The organism is Rhizobium sp. RU33A (assembly GCF_900156055.1).
Taxonomy (GTDB): Bacteria; Pseudomonadota; Alphaproteobacteria; order Rhizobiales; family Rhizobiaceae; genus Allorhizobium.
The window spans coordinates 449,516-464,484 of the sequence record NZ_FTMQ01000002.1; the positions used below are offsets into that span (position 1 = coordinate 449,516).

Annotated in this window: 14 protein-coding genes and 1 tRNA gene; 5 read left to right on the forward strand and 10 right to left on the reverse strand. The window is 62.0% G+C overall.

Going from position 1 to position 14,969, the window contains the following annotated elements; genetic code table 11:
* Window positions 1-56: 56 nt before the first annotated feature.
* Window positions 57-3,431 (reverse strand): transglutaminase family protein, encoded by a 3,375-nt coding sequence (locus tag BW978_RS08095; protein WP_076393967.1) that lies wholly within the window; start codon window positions 3,429-3,431, stop codon window positions 57-59.
* 132 nt (window positions 3,432-3,563) lie between these two features.
* Entirely contained in the window at window positions 3,564-4,991 is a 1,428-nt protein-coding gene (locus tag BW978_RS08100; protein WP_076393969.1) for a mannose-1-phosphate guanylyltransferase/mannose-6-phosphate isomerase, read from the reverse strand.
* Window positions 4,992-5,249: 258 nt separating this feature from the next.
* Here BW978_RS08100 and BW978_RS08105 point away from each other — a divergent pair, with 258 nt between their 5' ends.
* Together BW978_RS08105 and BW978_RS08110 are read left to right on the forward strand one after the other, a co-directional pair.
* A complete protein-coding gene (locus BW978_RS08105) occupies window positions 5,250-5,945 on the forward strand; it encodes a fumarylacetoacetate hydrolase family protein (RefSeq protein WP_076394914.1) in 696 nt (231 codons plus the stop codon).
* Between the two features lies 1 nt (window position 5,946).
* Entirely contained in the window at window positions 5,947-6,372 is a 426-nt protein-coding gene (locus tag BW978_RS08110; protein ID WP_076393971.1) for a hypothetical protein, read from the forward strand.
* An 88-nt stretch (window positions 6,373-6,460) separates the two neighbouring features.
* Here the strand turns inward: BW978_RS08110 and BW978_RS08115 are convergent.
* Window positions 6,461-6,535: transfer RNA gene (locus tag BW978_RS08115), tRNA-Val, on the reverse strand.
* A 95-nt stretch (window positions 6,536-6,630) separates the two neighbouring features.
* Window positions 6,631-6,993, reverse strand: coding sequence for a response regulator CpdR1 (cpdR1, locus tag BW978_RS08120; RefSeq protein WP_006726917.1), 363 nt, complete (start codon window positions 6,991-6,993; stop codon window positions 6,631-6,633).
* Window positions 6,994-7,191: 198 nt separating this feature from the next.
* On the opposite strand from cpdR1, the gene BW978_RS08125 reads away from it, so the two are divergent.
* Complete coding sequence (locus BW978_RS08125; protein ID WP_076393973.1) at window positions 7,192-8,067, forward strand: N-formylglutamate amidohydrolase; 876 nt, start codon at window positions 7,192-7,194, stop codon at window positions 8,065-8,067.
* Window positions 8,068-8,393: 326 nt separating this feature from the next.
* On the forward strand, window positions 8,394-9,170 hold the full coding sequence (gene hisN, locus BW978_RS08130) for a histidinol-phosphatase (RefSeq protein ID WP_076393975.1): 777 nt from the start codon (window positions 8,394-8,396) through the stop codon (window positions 9,168-9,170).
* A 9-nt stretch (window positions 9,171-9,179) separates the two neighbouring features.
* Here the strand turns inward: hisN and BW978_RS08135 are convergent, their stop codons facing one another.
* Window positions 9,180-10,172, reverse strand: coding sequence for an alpha/beta fold hydrolase (locus tag BW978_RS08135; RefSeq protein ID WP_076393977.1), 993 nt, complete (start codon window positions 10,170-10,172; stop codon window positions 9,180-9,182).
* Window positions 10,173-10,571: 399 nt separating this feature from the next.
* Between BW978_RS08135 and BW978_RS08140 the strand changes: the two genes are divergently transcribed.
* On the forward strand, window positions 10,572-11,042 hold the full coding sequence (locus tag BW978_RS08140) for an Hsp20 family protein (RefSeq protein ID WP_076393979.1): 471 nt from the start codon (window positions 10,572-10,574) through the stop codon (window positions 11,040-11,042).
* A 28-nt stretch (window positions 11,043-11,070) separates the two neighbouring features.
* Here BW978_RS08140 and BW978_RS08145 read toward each other — a convergent pair whose 3' ends face one another.
* The 5 genes from BW978_RS08145 to BW978_RS08165 form a co-directional block, all read right to left on the reverse strand.
* Window positions 11,071-11,670 carry a DoxX family protein gene (locus tag BW978_RS08145; RefSeq protein ID WP_076393981.1) on the reverse strand — a complete coding sequence of 200 codons (600 nt, stop codon included), beginning with the start codon at window positions 11,668-11,670 and terminating at the stop codon, window positions 11,071-11,073.
* On the reverse strand, window positions 11,667-12,446 hold the full coding sequence (locus BW978_RS08150; protein WP_076394916.1) for an HvfC/BufC N-terminal domain-containing protein: 780 nt from the start codon (window positions 12,444-12,446) through the stop codon (window positions 11,667-11,669). The genes BW978_RS08145 and BW978_RS08150 overlap by 4 nt, the downstream gene beginning before the upstream one ends.
* Window positions 12,436-13,332, reverse strand: coding sequence for an MNIO family bufferin maturase (locus tag BW978_RS08155; RefSeq protein WP_139330440.1), 897 nt, complete (start codon window positions 13,330-13,332; stop codon window positions 12,436-12,438). Before BW978_RS08155 ends, BW978_RS08150 begins: the two co-directional genes overlap by 11 nt.
* Before the next feature lie 101 nt (window positions 13,333-13,433).
* Complete coding sequence (locus BW978_RS08160) at window positions 13,434-13,736, reverse strand: BufA1 family periplasmic bufferin-type metallophore (protein ID WP_076393985.1); 303 nt, start codon at window positions 13,734-13,736, stop codon at window positions 13,434-13,436.
* A 145-nt stretch (window positions 13,737-13,881) separates the two neighbouring features.
* Complete coding sequence (locus BW978_RS08165) at window positions 13,882-14,928, reverse strand: threonine aldolase family protein (RefSeq protein ID WP_076393987.1); 1,047 nt, start codon at window positions 14,926-14,928, stop codon at window positions 13,882-13,884.
* Window positions 14,929-14,969 lie beyond the last annotated feature (41 nt).

The window sequence follows — 14,969 nt, forward strand, 5'->3', positions numbered from 1 at the left end:
CGCTTTTCGGCGCGTCTGGCGGGGATAGCTCCGCTGCCGTCTTCTGTGCCATCAGATCAGATACCTTGCGGTCGTCTCAGGTCCAAAGTGTGCGGGAATTCCGGCGACACGGTTTCGGGCCATAGGGGATAGGAGCCGGCTGTATGGCCCCAAGGCTCGAAACGTGCAAGCCGACGGGCTTCCGCTTCGTTCCCATTCACAGGGAAAGTGTCGTAGGTCCGGCCGCCGGGATGCGCTACGTGGTAGACGCAGCCCCCGATCGACCGGGCAGACCATGTATCATAGATGTCGAATGTTAGCGGTGTGTTGACGGGCAGGACCGGATGCAGACCGGAGGCCGGCTGCCAGGCCTTGTAACGCACGCCGCCGACAGCGACACCATTCACGTCCGACTTGCGCAGCGGCACCTGGCGTCCGTTGCAGGCCACGACGAAGCGCTCGGGATTGGCTGTCTCCAGCTGCACCTGCAAGCGCTCGACGGATGAGTCGACATAGCGGACCGTGCCGCCGGGTGCACCTTCCTCACCCATGACATGCCATGGTTCCAGCGCCTGTCGCAGCTCCAGCTTCGAGCCCTCGTAAGTGACTTCACCGACGAAGGGGAAGCGGAATTCTAGCTGCGCCGCAAACCATTCCGGCTTGAAGTCGAAGCCGTGTTCGCGGAGATCCGCCAGCACTTCGAGGAAGTCCAGCCAGAGGTAATGCGGCAGCATGAAACGGTCGTGCAGGCTGGTGCCCCAGCGCACGAAACGGCCACCGATCGGGTTTTTCCAGAAGCGGGCAATCAGCGCGCGGACCAGCAATTGCTGGGCAAGCGACATGCGCGCGTTCGGCGGCATTTCGAAGCCGCGGAATTCGACAAGGCCGAGGCGGCCGGTCGGACCATCCGGCGAAAACAGCTTGTCGATGCAGATTTCCGAGCGGTGGGTATTGCCGGTGACATCGATCAGCAGATTGCGGAACAGGCGATCGACGAGCCAGGGCAGGGGCGCCTCTTCGCCGCTGGCCGGCATCGGGACCTGCGCCATGGCGATTTCCAGCTCGTAGAGACTGTCGTGGCGGGCTTCGTCGAAGCGCGGCGCCTGGCTGGTCGGGCCGATGAACATGCCGGAGAACATGTAGGAGAGCGCCGGATGGCGCTGCCAGTGCAGGATCAGGCTCTTCAAAAGATCCGGACGGCGCAGGAAAGGGCTGTCGGCGGGGTTGGCGCCGCCGACCACAACATGGTTGCCACCGCCCGTGCCGGTATGGCGGCCGTCGATCATGAACTTGTCTGCGCCGAGGCGGGTCTGGCGCGCTTCCTCGTAGATGGCGTTCGTCGTCGCGACGCAGTCCTCCCAGCTGGAGGCTGGATGGATGTTAACCTCGATGACACCTGGGTCAGGTGCCACGCGGATGACGTTGATACGCTCGTCCTGCGGCGGTGCGTAGCCTTCGATGTGGACCGGCAGGCCAAGCCCACGGGCGGCCGTTTCGGCGGCGGCCACCAGTTCGAGGTAATCTTCGACGTCCTCGACCGGCGGCATGAATACACAGAGGCGTCCATCCCTCGCTTCGACGCTCATGGCTGTGCGGACTGCGCCCCTGATGTCCTCGACCGAGCCGGCAATGGTCTGCTCATTGCGATCTTGTTGGGTATCACCAGTCCTGCGAGATACCTCCGGCATGGCCCGGCCTTCGGGCGCTCTGGGACCGAAATCGCTGGGTCCGAAATCGCGGGGGCCGAAATTGGGAAGGGGCGAACGGGGGACCGAGGGATCGGTGGTGTGGATATAGGGATATTCCGACGGCGGCACGTAAGGCAGGGTGCCAAGCGGCATGCGAAAGCCGATCGGGCTGTCGCCGGGGATGAGGAAGATCTTGCCGCGCCGTGTGCGCCATTTTTCGCTGACCCAGCGCCGGCCACCGGCCTTGGCGTTCCAGGCCTGTACCGGCAGGATGTAGCCGGTCGGGGTCGTCAGGCCGCGTTCGAAGACCTTGGCTATGCGGGCGCGCTCCTCCGGGCTTTCCAGCATGGAATTCGACGGGTCGACATTCTCCGGCAGGCTGCCTTCCTTGATGATCCATTCGGCCGGATCCTCGAAGGCCGGGATGATCATGTCGGTTTCGATCTCGAGCTCGGCAGCGATGCCGGCCATGAACGCTTGCGCCTGTTCATGCGTGACGCCGGTATCGTGCTCCTCGGCTGCAATCAGGGCCGGATCATGCCAGATCGGCTTGCCGTCCTTGCGCCAGTAGAGCGAGAAGGTCCAACGCGGCAGGCTCTCGCCCGGATACCATTTGCCCTGGCCGTAATGCAGGAAGCCACCGGGGGCGAATTTTTCGCGCAGCTTGCGGATCAACTGGTCGGCGAGGTCGCGCTTGGTCGGGCCGACAGCATCGGTGTTCCATTCGGCGGACTGGAAGTCGTCGATCGACACGAAGGTCGGCTCGCCGCCCATGGTGAGGCGCACGTCATGGGCCTTCAGGTCGGCATCGACTTTCTGTCCGAGCGCATTCAGGGCATCCCAGCTGTCGTCCGAGAAAGGCTTGGTGATGCGTGGGTGTTCGGCAACGCGTTTCACCTGCATGTCGAAGGCGAATTCGGTGTTGGCCTGGCCGACATAGCCGCCGGAGATGGGAGCGGCATTCTTGTAATGCGGGGTCGCGGCGAGCGGAATGTGGCTCTCGCCGGTCAAGAGGCCCGAGGTCGGGTCGAGGCCGATCCAGCCGGCGCCAGGAATATAGACCTCCGTCCAGGCATGCAGGTCGGTGAAATCGACCTCGGTGCCGGAGGGGCCGTCAAGCGCCTTCAGGTCCGGAGCGAGCTGGATGAGATAGCCGGAGACGAAACGGGCGGCAAAACCGAGGCGGCGCAGGATCTGCACGAACAGCCAGCTCGAATCACGGCAGGAGCCGCGTGCGGAGGTCAGCGTCTCCTCGGGCGTCTGGACGCCGGGCTCCATGCGTATGACATAGCCGATCTCCTGCTGCAGGCGGGCATTGAGCCCGACTACCATATCGACCGTTCCCTGACCTTCCGTCGTGTCGACAGTTGCCATGAAGGCGTCGAGCGCCGGCGACGCCGGCTCCGGCGTCATGTAGATCTTGAGGTCGTCGCGCAGATCTTCCGGATAGTCGAAGGGCCATTTGACCGCGACTTCCTCGGTGAAGAAGTCGAACGGGTTGTAAACCGTCATGTCGGCGACGAGGTCGACCTCGATCTTGAATTCGGTGACCGGGTCCGGGAAGACGAAGCGGGCAAGGTAGTTGCCGTAGGGATCCTGCTGAAGATTGACGAAGTGGTTCTCGGGCGTGACCTTCAGCGAATGGGAGAGAACCTTGGTGCGGGAATGGGCGGCAGGCTTCAGCCGGATGATCTGCGGTCCGAGCTGGACCGGGTTGTCATACTTGTAGTGGGTGAGATGATAGATGCTTGCCTTGATCGCCATTCTTTACCGCTTCGCTGTTCGCCCTGCCGCTTTTTCCGGCTTGCGTCGATCTTGTGCAATGCAGCGCCATAAAGCAAGCGGCCCGGACGGTGGAAGCCGCCGGGCCGCGCAGATGCGGTGTATGGCCTGAACTCAGCTTCGGCCGAATTCGTCGACCAGACGGATGATGTCGTCCTCGCCGAGATAGGAGCCGGTCTGGACCTCGATCACTTCGAGGCGGATCTTGCCGGGATTGGCGAGGCGGTGGACCGAGCCCTGCGGGATGTAGATAGACTGGTTCTCGTGCAGGACGGTCACCTTGTCGTCGATCGTCACTTCCGCCGTTCCCTTGACGCAGACCCAGTGCTCGGCGCGGTGATGATGCTTCTGCAGCGAAAGCTTCTTCTCCGGATGGACGAACAGCCGCTTCACCTGGAAGCGGTCGCCATTGAGGATCGAGGTATAGCCGCCCCAGGGACGAAGTGCCGTCGGGTGGTTTTCGGTGAGATGCGCCGTCTTCTTGTCGGCGGCGAGCATCTTGACGAGATTGCCGACATCCTGCGCCCGGTCGAGGCGGCCGACATAGACGGCGTCCTCCGAGGCGACGACGGCGACACCTTCCATGCCCTGGACGGCGAGATGGGCGTTGCGCGACATGACGAGCGAATTGGTGGTGTCGGAGACGGTGGCGTTGCCACTGACGACGTTGCCGTTTTCATCGCCTTCCGCGAGCTTCCAGATCGCGTCCCAGCTGCCGAGGTCGGACCAGATGATGGGCGATGGGACAACTGCCGCATTCGGCGTCTTCTCCATGACGGCATAGTCGATCGAGATGCTCGGGCTTGCCGCAAAGCTTGTCCCATCAAGGCGGGTGAAGTCGAGATCGCCCTTGGCCTTTTCGATCGAGGTCCGGACGGCCGCGAGAACTTCCGGCGCCAGCGTCTCAAGCTCTGCAATCATCTGGCCGGCGGAGAAGACAAACATGCCGGAGTTCCAGGCATAGTTGCCGCTCGCCAGCATCTTTTCGGCGACCTCGGCCTGCGGCTTTTCGACGAAGCGCGCAACCTTGTTTACGCCATTGCCGAGGTCGTCGCCGATCTCGATATAGCCGTAGCCGGTTGCGGGCTCGGTCGGCGTGATGCCGAAGGTGACGATCTTGCCGTCGCGCGCGGCACGGGCCGCCTTTTGCACGCAGCCGCGATAGGTGTCGTCGACGGTGATTTCGTGGTCGGAGGGCAGGATCTGGATCAGCGTCTCGCTGCCATGGCGCTCACCGACGATCAGGGCAGCGGCGGCGACGGCAGCCGCGGTGTTGCGCGCCTCCGGCTCCAGGATGATGCCATCAAGCGCGACACCGATCTCGCGGGCCTGTTCGGCGACGAGGAAGCGGAAGTCCTCGTTGGTCACGATGACAGGGGCTTCATAGATCGTCGCGTCGGAGACGCGGGCGAGCGTCTTTTGCAGCAAGGTCTCATCGCCGAGGAACCGGATGAACTGCTTGGCAGCGGCTGCGCGCGACAGCGGCCAAAGCCGCGTTCCCTTGCCGCCGGCCATGATGACCGGCACGATCTTGTTGCTCATGTTTTTATGCCTTTCGATGTCTTGCCGGGGCGGATCCGTCCCGGCTGATGTCGGAGCGACCACTTATGCCTTACGGGCAGGTGAACGCAGCTGCGGCGGTTTTGTTACATGTTTGGCGGTATGTTCCAAGCCCGGTCGACCATTCAAGCTTGCCAATCAAGCCGGATGCATTGCCGCGTTCAGGCGGTTATGCTGGTGATCCCCGCTGCCAGTCTTGGCGGGCCCGAGCCTCATCAATCCAGAGAGAATGTCCTGTCCGTGACCCGTCCGCTGTTTTCCGTTCCAACCGCCCCGCTTGTCCCGATCCATGGCCGACAAGAGGGTTTCCCCATTCACCGCATTTTCTGTGTCGGGCGAAACTACGCCGCCCATGCCGCCGAACTCGGCAACACCGTCGATCGTGTCGCGCCCTTCTACTTCACCAAGCCTGCAACGGGTCTCGTCATCGAGGGGGGCACGATCGCCTATCCGCCAGGCACCGAGGATTACCACCACGAGATCGAACTGGTGATCGCGATCGGGGCACCGGCCTTCCGGGTCTCGACCGACGACGCGATGGAGGCGGTATTCGGCTATGCCGTCGGGCTCGACATGACGAGGCGCGATCTGCAGAACGCCATGAAGGAAAAACAGCGTCCCTGGGATATCGCGAAAGCCTTCGAGGAGTCGGCCGTCATCGGCGCGATCACCCCGGCTGGCGACTTCCAGCCCAATTCGCAGCGCATCTCGCTTAACGTCAATGACAGCCTGCGCCAGGAAGGCCATCTCAACGAGATGGTCTGGTCGGTGCCTGAAATCATCAGCCATCTGTCGCGCTACTATCACCTGACGCCGGGCGATCTGATCTTCACTGGCACGCCTTCGGGCGTCGGCGCGCTTCAGCCAGGTGACCGGCTCCAGGGGGCGGTTGAGGGGCTCTCGCCGATCTCCGTCACCATCGGTCCGGCGGCCTGAGATGACTTTATCGGGGCAAGGGCAGGGCCCGGCGCTGGTGCCGGGCCGCGATTGCGGCAGCTGTTCGCTCTGCTGCATCCTTCCCGACATTGCCGAATTCGACAAACCGGCCAACGAACCCTGTCGCCACTGCCTCGTCGGCGGTGGCTGCGAGGCCTATGATGTCAGGCCTTCAACCTGTCGTGACTTCTTCTGTCTCTGGCGCACGGATGCGACGCTCGGGGATGAATGGGAGCCGAGCGTCAGCCGGATGATGATGTATGCTCAGGGGCCGCAGCTGACGGTGCTGGTGGAGCCGGAAGCGGCGGCAATCTGGCGGGAGGCGCGGTATCTCGACTGGCTTGAGAAGCGAGCACGGGTGCTGAAGCCGCAGGGTGGTTATGTGGTGGTCTATGCGGGGGAAGAGGTTTCGGTGGTGAAAGCGTAAGGCAGCCTGATTCGCGATCCCAAGCGGATCGTAAACCGCAAATTCAAAAGGGCTCGCCGTTTCCGGCAAGCCCTTGAAAGAATTCGAATGGTGGGCGTGACAGGGATTGAACCTGTGACCCCTACGATGTCAACGTAGTGCTCTCCCGCTGAGCTACACGCCCATCCGATGAGCGGCTTAAGACCACAAAACCTGTTCGCCCGTCAATAGGCATTTTGCAGTTTTGTGAAGAGATTTTTTCAACCCCTTCGGCAGGCCTTACGCAGCAAGGAGTTTGTTCACTTCGTCGACGAGATCGCGAAGGTGGAAAGGCTTGGACAGGACCTTTGCGTCCTTCGGCGCCTTCGAATCGGCGTTCAGTGCAACGGCTGCAAAGCCGGTGATGAACATGACCTTCAGGTCCGGATCGAGTTCGGTGGCGCGGCGCGCCAGCTCAATGCCGTCCATTTCCGGCATCACGATGTCGGTGAGCAGAAGGGAGAAGGGTTCTTCCCGCAGGCGGTCATAGGCTGAGGCGCCGTTGTCGAAGGAGGAGACCTTGTAGCCTGCCTTTTCGAGCGCCTTTACCAGGAACCGGCGCATGTCGTTGTCATCTTCGGCGAGAAGGATTTTCTGAGTCATTTAGGGACCGCTGTACTCGATTGCATGGGTAAGCTTGCAGCCGCTCACTTTAGGGTCGGCTCAGTAAAGAACCGGTGAACAACGAGAAAGTGAGCCTGCTCCGCCATTTCCGGGAGTATGGACTTTGCACCGGGCGACTGGCAACATGAGACACGCAACAAGTTTGTGACTTGGTAAAGAAGAGGCCCTGGAAAGCGGATGACCAACGAATTCGACCTGTTCGAGGTTCGAGAGCCCGCGACCCAGACCATTCCATTCGTCTATAACTCCCCGCATAGCGGCCGTCACTATCCCTCCACCTTCCTCGGTGAGTCGCGACTCGACGAGATATCGATTCGCCGTTCGGAGGATCATTACGTCGATGAGTTGTTCTCGGCGGCGCCTGGATTCGGTGCGCCGCTGCTCGTCGCGAACTTCCCGCGCGCCTATGTCGACGTCAACAGAGAGCCCTACGAGCTCGATCCACGGATGTTTTCCGATCCACTGCCGCCTTTTGCCAACAGCAATTCGGCGCGTGTAGCGGGCGGGCTCGGCACGATCCCGCGCATCGTTGCCGAAAACATGGAGATTTACGAAAGGCGCATGCCGCTTTCGGTCGCCATGGAGCGGATCGAGAGCTGCTACAAGCCCTATCATGCCTGCCTGCGCCGGCTGATTGCCCGGACCCATGCGATGTTCGGCTTCGGTGTGTTGATCGATTGCCATTCGATGCCTGGCAATATCCGCGTCGCGGGCAGCGGTCTGAAGCCGGATTTCATCGTCGGCGACCGTTACGGTACCAGTGCTTCCGTCGAGCTCAGCCAAGCCGCGTTGCAGTTCTTCGAGGATCTCGGCTTTACGGCCGTGCGCAACAAGCCTTATGCCGGCGGCTTCATCACCGAGCATTACGGCCGTCCGGCCCGTGGGCTGCACGCCCTGCAGATCGAGGTCAATCGTTCGATCTATATCGACGAGACGACGCTCGAAAAGCGCTCTGACTTCGATGCCCTGGCTGGTTCGCTCGCCGTGTTCATGGAGCAGATGGCAGACTTCGTCGCCGATTATGCCGGCGATCGGGCCCTCGCTGCCGAGTAAGTTTTTCCCATTCCCGGATGTTGCGGCTCTCGGCGCTCTGTGCCGGGCAAAAAAAACCGCGCACGTGGCGCGGTTAAGTCTAGGGAGGAAACACCCAAAGAGGGTATTTACAGTCAGAAGACTGTAACTGTGACGTTAGATGTTGCGGTGCACCATTGTCAAGTCGAAAATTGGTGCATTTTTGAGCAAGGCCAAAATTTACGCAGTTTTGCATTCGGAGGCCTGGCGGCGGGCGCCCGGTGGGGGCGAAGAAGGCAGCCGGCGGTGGTTTTCTTTCCTTGCGACTGGCGTTAAGACGGAGCTCCCTCCAGACGACGGATCTATCCATGCGCCCTGATCGTGATTTCTTCTTTCGCTTGGCCGATGCCGCCAGGGCCGAGACCCTTCCGCGCTTTCGCTCGGGCCTGTCCGTGGTCAACAAGGAGAAAGCCGGTTTCGACCCCGTCACCGAAGGCGACCAGGCGGCCGAAATCGCCATCCGCAAGCTGATCGAAGCGGAATTTCCGACTCATGGCATTCTCGGCGAAGAGCACGAGAACATCCGCATGGACAGCGATCACCTCTGGGTCATCGATCCGATCGACGGCACGCGGGCGTTCATTTCCGGCGTTCCCGTCTGGGGCACGCTGATCGGCTTCCAGGAAGAGGGCCGCTCGGTCATGGGGCTGATGGAGCAGCCCTTCACAGGCGAGCGCTATTATGCGGATGGCGAGCGCTCCTGGTACTCAGGTCCCGATGGGGAGCGGCAAAATCAGGTGCGCGATTGCGGATCGCTCGAAAACGCGATCCTCTTCACCACCTCGCCGCATCTCTTCAAGGATTGGGAGGTCGAGCGTTTTCAGGCCGTGCAGGACAAGGTCAAGCTCTTCCGCTACGGTGTCGACTGCTACGCCTATTGCCTGCTGGCCGCCGGCCATGTCGATCTCGTCATCGAGACGGTCCTGAAGCCCTATGACGTCGGCGCGCTGATCCCGATCATCGAGCAGGCGGGTGGGATCATCACCACCTGGGACGGCGGGCGACCGGAGGCTGGCGGTTCGATCATCGCGGCCGGATCCAAGGCCGTTCATGCGCAGGCCATGGATATGCTGAAGCGCGGCTGAGCTCTTCGCTCAGGCCTCCAGGGTGGAGACTGTCAGTTCTTCGGCGGGATCTGCCTCGTCGGGCTCGCCGCCCGGCATGAAGGCAAAGATCGCGGCTAGCGCCTGTTTGCGGTAGCGATCCTGCTCCTGCAGGATCTCGTGGCGTGCGCCGGGGACCGGCACCAGCTGGCCGGCGCGGAAGTATTGCGCCATGGATTCTTGATAGTGATACGGCACGATGGGGTCATTGCCGGGCGCGATGATCACCGTCGGCACCGTGATCGATGCGAGATGGCCCGGCTTGCGGATGGCATCGATCGCCTTCTGGCTCTCGTAAAGCCAGCGCGCCGTGGGTGGGCCAAGTGCCAGTTCCGGATGGTCGAGCATGATCCGCTGGTTGCGGGCAAAGCGCAGGGCATCCGATGTCAGCGGATTCCCCTCGAAGGGTTTCAAGGGCTCGTCCTTCGTCAGCGAAATGCCGCCGAAACCGGTAAAGCTTGCGAGGGTCGCAATCCGGCGGATATTCTCCGGCGATGCCTTCTGGCCGCCGAGGCCGACGAATGGGGCTGCCAGCACCATGCGCTCGATACGATTGGAAAGACGCGGAGCCGCCTTCAAGGCGATAAGGCCGCCGGTCGAATGGGCGAGCAGGAAGAAGGGCAGACGGGTGTCGGGCAGCACGATCTGTTCGAGGAAGATCTCGAGGTCGCGGACATAATGGTCGAAGCGGCCGACATGTCCTCGGCGCGGATCCTTCTTCAGAAGCCGTTCTGATCCGCCCTGGCCACGAAAATCATAGGTCGCGACCCAGAAGCCGCTTTCATTCAGTTCACGGATCGTCTCGAAATACTTTTCGATGCTCTCGTTTCGTCCATGCAAGAGGACGATCGTGCCCTTGATCTTCGCGGCACTCGACCGGAAGACCGCGTAACGCAGGCGGATACCGCGATGGCCCTCGAAGAAGCCGACCTGCGGCGTTCCAGGAATCGGGTTTCCGGGGGTGGCGTGAAGAATGGCGTCCATGCCTGCAACTGCCTGTCGGTTGAAGCTGCGTCTCGTCTCTTGGGGATAGGCCGCAGCCCGGTCGCAAGTCAAAGAAAAAAGCCGGAACCGCAGACGGAGGGCTGCGGTTCCGGCGAAGTCCGGCCGAAGTGGAAGGGACGATATCTCCGGCCCGGTCGGTCGAGACAACCGATGATCCAAACCTAGATGAGGGTGCTTGAACCCGGCTTGAACCAGCCGTTCACCCGCAGTTCATCACGGGATGAGCGGCGCTGGAACAGAAGATCTTGAATTCGATCGAGGCATTTCCCACATCGGTTCTGCGGACGCCAGAAGGGTCCGCAGACCGCCGCCAGCATCGCCCCAAGCGGGATGCCAGCGGCCTCAAGAGAACGCCAACGTCGCTTCAAGGAGGACACAATGCGTCACGTCGATTTTTCCCCGCTCTACCGTTCCACCGTCGGTTTCGATCGCCTGTTCACCATGCTGGACAGCCTCGGTCAGCCGGAGCAGGCCCAGAGCTATCCGCCCTATAACATCGAGCGCACCGGCGAGAATCTCTACCGGATCACAATGGCCGTTGCCGGCTTCGACGAAAGCGAGCTATCGATCGAGGCGCATGCGCATGTGCTGACCGTCAAGGGTGAGAAGGCCGAGGACGAGAAGGCCGAGCAGAGCGAATTCCTCTATCGCGGCATCGCCAAGCGCGCCTTCGAGCGTCGCTTCCAGCTTGCCGATCATGTGGAAGTCACTGCAGCCTCGCTGAAGAACGGCCTGCTGCACATCGATCTGCTGCGCAACATCCCCGAAGCGATGAAGCCGCGCCGGATCTCGATTGCTGCAGAGCCCCTCGGCAGCGCGCCCAAGGCGATCGAGGCGCATGTGAACTGATCGTCTCCCAGACGATCAAGCCTCCCAGTCAGGCGGTCGGCGAAAGCCGGCCGCTTTTTTCATGCGCAGCCATTCGCTGGGTCCAGATCGTGCAGAGCAGCTTGTCGAGCGAAAGCATGCCCGCGCCCTTTAAGACAAGGTAGGCGAGCGGGAAGATCCAGAGCAGGCGCTGATCGAGGATGACGCTGTCGGGAAAACGGTCGAACAAGGCGCCGATCGTGCCGGCATCGACATTGTGGACGAGGATGTCGGTCAAGCTCTGCACCACGATGAAGGCGATCATGCCAAGGGCGGCGATGCGGGTGAAGAGGCCGGCGACGAGCAGCAACGGCAGGATTATTTCGCCGTAGGAGCCGAGAAATACCATCAGCCCCCAGGGGAAGAAGGATACGGCCGAGACATCGCCGCCGGCGGCATCGACGGCCGGAAGAGCGATCTGGTAATAGGCGCCGTCGGAAACCGAGAAGGGGCCGTCGAACTTGGTCAGTGCCGAATTCAGGTAATAGGGAACGAGCACCGCTAGAAAGACGAGACGCGCAAAAAGCCCGAGAAACCATCGATCAAGCATGGGCTCCATCCCGCGGATCGTGCGGCGGTAGAATTCGATGATTGCGATGGCAGATGTCATGGTCTTTCGCTTTCCGGGAGAAGGTCGATCGCGGTGAAGGCGCCCGAGGTGATGGCAAGGCCGATGAGGGCAGGGATGTCGGCGGCTTCCTCTCCTGCTGCGAGACAGGCTTCGCCGAGTGGGTGACCGCTGAGAAGTCGTTCAAAGAAGCGAGCTCCGCCCGAGGGCAGGATTTCGATCGAAACATCGAAGGCCGGACGGGTGACGAGCACGGCCTCCGGCTGAAGCGGGTTGACGCCTTCGAGCGACATGCCGGCTCGGTCTAGGCGGCATATGGTGCCGGCGGCGTGACAGAGGCGGCTCATGCGGGTCGCTGGCTGCGGCCGAAAGCGAATGTTTGCCAGTTCCTCGGCTGGGATTTGTGCAAGCGCTGCCGGATCGAGCGGGGCGGCGTCAGCTGCGTGATAGGCATCGAGCCAGAGGCGCTCGACGCGGGCGACATCCGCGAGAAATGGAAGATCTGCTGCCGGTGGGAAGCTTACGAGAAAAGCCGGGAAGCTCTCGCCATAGGTGAAGAGCAGGGGAGACGTGGGCGGATGGGCGGCCACATACAGGCGGGCCATGGCGCGGAAGAAGTCTTCGCCAACAAGGTTCTGGACCGTCGGAAAGATCGAAGCGAGGGCATCGACCAGCGAGACGGTGACATTGTTGCGGTAGACCGAGAAGCGGCGTTGCGGTCGCGTCTCTTCGCGACCTGTCAGCCCTTCCGGCGAAGGCAGATCCGGTGCGAAAAGCGCTTCGGCGAAGGCGCCGCTGGAGACTGGGTCAAGACGCATGGCGAAGCCCCAGGTCGGCCGCGACATGGCGGTCGAGGATCGCGTCGGCCAGTTGCGCCTCTCGTTTGAGGACGGACCAGTCGGGCACTTCATTGTCCCATTCGATCAAGGTTGGCAGGGGGCCGAGCTTGCCAATGACATGGGCATAGAGATCCCAGACCAGATCGTTCACCGGGCGGTCATGGCTGTCGATCAGCAGCGGGAGACCGGCATCGTCGATATCTTCCGCATGCCCCGCGAGGTGGATTTCCTCGACGCATGAGAGTGGGAAATCGGCGAGATAGTCGCGGGCGCCGTAACCGTGGTTGGTGGCGGAGACGTGGACGTTGTTGATGTCGAGCAAAAGGCCGCAGCCGGTCCGGCGGGCGATCGCCCGGATGAAGTCCGTCTCTGACATGGTTGAGGCTTCAAAGCCGAGGTAGGTCGACGGGTTCTCGAGCAGGATCCGGCGTCCTAGCGTCTCCTGTACCTGGTCGATGTGGTCGCAAACCCTGTTCAGAGTCGCCGTATCATAGGGGACGGGTAGGAGATCGTTGAAGAAGTGGCTGTCATGGGTGGACCAGGCGAGATGTTCCGAGACCTGTTCCGGCTGGTAGCGGTCAATGACCGTCTTGAGGCGAGCGAGATGCTCCAGGTCCATGCCGGTCGGGCTGCCGATCGAGAGGCCAACGCCATGGATCGAGATCGGGAAGTCCTCGCGCATGCGGGTCAGGATGCGGTGCGGATGGCCGCCGGCGCCCATGTAGTTCTCGGCATGGACTTCGAGAAAGCCGATGCGAAATTCGTCCGCAAGGATCTGGTCGGCATGCTGGGGCTTGAAGCCGGCGCCTGCACGGCTGGGGAGGCGGGCGGCAGGGCCCTGGTGGCTTCTGTCGGCAAAAGTGATCTCTGCGGCGGGATGGATAGACACGGCCGGCTCCTCAAGCATTCGTCCTGGACAGGATAGCGGGACGGCACCTGCGGACGAGCCGCAGGTGCCGTGCTGTCTCAAGCCTTCGGAAGGTCGCGGTCGAGGGCTTCGAGCGCACCCATGCGGCCATCCGGAAGCGCCATTGCGGTGCAGGTGCCCTTGGCGACATAGGTCCAGGCATTACCCTGGAAGTCGACCTTGGAGGTGCCGGCGCAGGTGGTGCCGGGGCCAGCTGCGCAATCGTTCTTGCCGGCCATGGAAACGCCGAAGCACTTTTCCTTTTCCTGGGCGACGGCCGGGCCGGACAGGAGGGCGGCGCTGCCGATGGCCATGGTGACGGCGGCGGCGAGGGCGGCCGTGTTAATGGTGGTCTTGGTCATGAAATGTCTCCTCGGATCGTGATGCGTGGTGTCGTTGAAGCCCTCATCGGGGCTGGCAACTGCATCATGTCGAGGAGTGGGCCGTTTGAAAAATCAAGGTTTTTTGTGTAAAACGTGCACGTTTTATCTGTAAGAAACCTTGGGCTCACACGACTTCTATGAATTGATCAACGTCTTCTACTGTCGTTGCAAAGCTCGTCACCAGTCTAATTAGGACCTCATTCTCGGTCGGCAAGGGAAGCCACCCGTGCGGGGGCTGCCATTCATGGAATTTCGCCCCCTTGGAACGGGCACGTTCGGCAGAGGATTTTTCGATGACGGCAAAGACCTCGTTCGCGGTCGTGTCCCAGGCGAGGCGAGCGGTGTTCTTCACTGCCAGACCCGATCGCAGGCGGTCGGCCATGGCATTCGAATGGCCCGCGAGGTCTAGCCAGAGGTTGCCGTCGAGATAGGCCTCGAGCTGGGCCGAGATGAAGCGGCTCTTGGAAAAGAGCTGGGCGGAACGCTTGCGGATGAAGGGCATATCAGCCGCCATACCGGGATCGAAGAAGACGATGGCTTCCGCGCACCAGCAGCCGTTCTTGGTGCCGCCAAAGGAGAGAATGTCGACCCCGCGCTTCCAGGTCATCTCGGCCGGCGTTGCGTCGAGTGCGACGAGGGCATTGGCGAATCGCGCCCCGTCCATGTGAAGCGGCAGGTCACGCGCCTTCGCGATCGCCGCGATCCTGTCGAGCTCGTCAAGCGTGTAGACCGTTCCGACCTCTGTCGCCTGGGTGACGGTGACGGCCATGGCGCGACCATGATGGGGAGAGGCCGGCTCGAAGCGGGCTATCGCGGCCTCCAGTGCCTGTGGGTCCATCCTGCCCTCTGCGCCCTCGACGCCGAAGAGCCGGGTACCGCCCGTCAGGAACTCCGGCGCGCCGCCTTCGTCCGCATTGACGTGTGCATCGGTGTGACAGAAACTGACGCCTCCGGCTTTGGCAAGGCTTGCAAGCGCCAGCGAGTTGGCCGCCGTGCCGGTTGCCACGAAGAAGACTGCGACCTCGCGTTCGAAAATGGTACTGAACCGCTCTTCCACCGCCTTGTCCAGATCGCTCGTGCCATAGGCGGAGGCGAAGCCCTGGGCATGGCGGGTGAGGCTTTCGGCGATCCTGGGATGGGCGCCGGACCAGTTGTCTGAAGCGAAGTGCATGGCATTATCCTGAGGCGGGAGTGATCCGAGAGACTTTATCT